Origin of the sequence: Planktotalea sp. (genome assembly GCF_965659345.1) — a bacterium.
Classification (GTDB): domain Bacteria; phylum Pseudomonadota; class Alphaproteobacteria; order Rhodobacterales; family Rhodobacteraceae; genus Planktotalea.
This window is the reverse complement of the sequence record NZ_CBFHVK010000055.1, coordinates 1-1350: the sequence shown is the minus strand read 5'-3', so window position 1 is coordinate 1350 and position 1350 is coordinate 1. Positions and strand designations below refer to the sequence as shown.

Genomic DNA, 1350 nt, shown 5'->3' with positions numbered 1-1350 from the left:
CTGCTCATGTCCGCGAGCTATCACGCTGGATTCACACAGTGAATCCTACAGTGCCCGATTTGTGCAACAAAGCCTAGCAGACGGTAAAACCACCCGCCGTTTTGGCGGAACGGGTCTGGGCCTGTCGATTTCTCAGCAACTCGCAGAAATGATGCAGGGTGATATCTCAGTCATATCTGAATTTGAGAAAGGATCCACGTTTACTGTTAGACTTCACCTCGGGCGCTCTGTTCTGCAAAATTTGCCAACTGATCAGTGCCAAGATCAGGTTGTGGAAATTGCTCCTTTGTCAGTGCTTATCGCCGAGGACAACAAAACCAACAGGTTCTTAATCTCTAAATACCTGAAGGGTTTGCCACTAGATATCCACTTCGCACATGATGGCAAAGAAGCTGTAGAAACTGTGCGTTCAATGACTCCCGATTTGATTTTCATGGATATGTCGATGCCTGAAATGGACGGGCTGGAAGCAACAAAGCGAATTAGACAATCTCGTGGCACCCAGCCTCATATTATCGCGTTAACGGCGAATGCATTTGCCAGTGATCGCGATGCCTGCTTTGCGGCGGGGATGGATGATTTTCTTTCCAAGCCCGTGAAAAAAACGGATCTGCTGGGCAAGCTTGCTGACTTCAGTGCGGCACGTTCTACAAATCCGCTTTGATCCGCCCAAAGTCTTCGCGTATCAGGGTTGAAATTATTAGGTGAGGGCCGGTCTTGGATATTGCGACGCGCGTGTGGAATCACAAATGGAAGATCGATCCAATCGTTCGTTCTCTAATCGATGACGACTTTTACAAACTTTTGATGTGCCAATCGGTATTCCAAAGTCATCCTGACACACATGTGAAATTCAGCCTCATCAATCGTACGAAGTCAGTGAAAATGGCTGAACTTATCGACGAAGGTGAACTGCGTGAGCAGCTTGATCACATTCGCTCGCTTTCGCTCAATCGCGGTGAAAGCACATGGCTTCGCGGTAATACTTTCTATGGCAAGCGCCAGATGTTCCGCTCTGATTTTATGGAATGGTTTGAAAATATGCGCTTGCCAGAATACCATTTGGAAAAGCGTGACGGCCAATATGAACTCACATTTGAGGGCAAATGGTGCGAGGTCATGCTTTGGGAAATTCCCGCGCTTGCGGTATTGATGGAACTCCGCAGCCGCGCCGTTTTGGACAGTATGGGCAAATTCGAACTCCAAGTTCTTTATGCGCGCGCGATGACCCGGGTTTGGGAAAAGGTTGAACGCTTGCGCGGTGTGGAAAATTTGCGCATCGCTGATTTTGGCACGCGCAGACGCCATTCGTTCCTCTGGCAAGACTGGTGCGTTCAAGCGATGCGCGAA

General features: G+C 48.9%; 1 protein-coding gene and 1 pseudogene. Both read left to right on the top strand.

All coding sequences use genetic code 11. From position 1 onward, the window contains the following. On the top strand, nt 1–664 hold a 664-nt coding region (locus tag ACTG3Z_RS17540; RefSeq protein ID WP_439144286.1), incomplete at its 5' end, for an ATP-binding response regulator. Nucleotides 665–717: 53 nt separating this feature from the next. Next, nucleotides 718–1350: pseudogene (locus tag ACTG3Z_RS17535) on the top strand (nicotinate phosphoribosyltransferase); the annotation flags it as partial.